Source organism: Bombella intestini (assembly GCF_002003665.1).
Lineage (GTDB): Bacteria > Pseudomonadota > Alphaproteobacteria > Acetobacterales > Acetobacteraceae > Bombella > Bombella intestini.
The window spans coordinates 1-1,402 of record NZ_JATM01000012.1 but is presented as its reverse complement, the minus strand read 5'-3'; the positions used below and the strand labels follow the sequence as shown (position 1 = coordinate 1,402).

Below are 1,402 nucleotides of genomic sequence, written 5' to 3'. Positions count from 1 at the left end.
AGGGTTGTTCCTGGTTTCCGTGAAGAACTAGGACGTATTTTTGATGAGCATGGCGTGGGGTTTGGTGTGGACTTGCCTTATGATAAGCTGTTTTCGCTTAAGAGTGATTGAGTGTTATTCTATGTTTCAAACTATAGGCTGAGTTCCGTAACAGGAGCTCAGCTTTTTTATTGTAATATAATTTTTCCTTTCACATAGGGAGCCGGACGTCCGTCGGTTATGGCAAGTCCCGTGACACTGATGCGGGGGATGGGACGAGCTGGACCTCTAGTACGATAAGTGTCGGCAAGGGTGACCTGACACTGAAGGCCGGGAATGTGGCCATGATCACTGGATCCAGGGTGCAGCCTGCTCTGGCAGCAAGCTAGGCCAAAGGCAGAGGCATGCGGACCTTCAATGCCATGCAGGGGACCTATCAGCTGGGTACGGGGTTGAGTGATGCCGTTGATACCGGCTTTTCCAAAATGTCCAGTCTGCCCAGCAGCACGCAGGTCTCCAGTAGTGGGGGAAGTGACGGCGGCAGCAATGGCGGCAGCGGGTTTCTTGCCGGCGTGTCGGTCTCGTTTGACATGTCGAAGACCAGAAGTCACTCCGAACAGGAGCAGAGCACGGTTCTGGACAGTACGGCCACGGCGGGCAACCGGCTTTCCATCGTGGCCCGTGGCGATCATCCGGGGCTGGCGGATGACGGGTCGATCAGTGCCATTGCGGCTCAGCTGGCTGCGAAGGACATCAGTCTTGATGCAAAGAACAATATTGATCTTGAAGCGGGCTGGAACCGTCAGAGTGCCCTGAATCACACCACGCAGAAGGGTCTTTCGGTTGGTGTTGAAGCGAGTGTGGGCACGAGCGGAGCTGGTATCAGCCTGTCTGCCTCCGGGCAGATGCAGCGGACGAACATGGAGAGCCATCAGGCGACAGCGGCTGATACGGTCCTGAATGCGACCAATAACGTCAGCCTGACGTCTGGCGGCAAGACGACGCTGAAGGGGGCGGAGGTCAATGCGCCCCGGATTGACGTGAAGGCTGCGGAGCTTGAGATCACCAGCCCGCAGAACACGTCAGATTATCGCAGTACTTTCATGCAGGCGACGGCTGGGGTGAAGATACCGCTTTATGGCGCATCCACAGGCAGTGTCTCTGCGAGCTATCAGAACCAGAAGACAACGGATCATTTTGCGTCGACGGGGAAGGTGCTTTCCGGCCTGTATGCGGGTGATCAGGGCATTGGTATTGACGTTGCGGGCAATACGAACCTGACAGCAGGGGTGATCTCCAGCACGGCGTCCCGTGAGAAGAACCACTTCAATACGGGCAGTCTGGAGGCGCACAGTCTTGAGAACAGTTCTGCATGGAAGAGCCAGAGTGTGGGCTTCCAGGCGGGTGCCGGGAGCGGCATGAT

General features: G+C 56.4%; 1 protein-coding gene. It reads left to right on the top strand.

Annotation, left to right across the window (positions count from 1 at the left end; genetic code table 11):
• Window positions 1-383: 383 nt before the first annotated feature.
• On the top strand, window positions 384-1,402 hold a 1,019-nt coding region (locus AL01_RS09275), incomplete at its 3' end, for a hemagglutinin repeat-containing protein (RefSeq protein WP_193791546.1).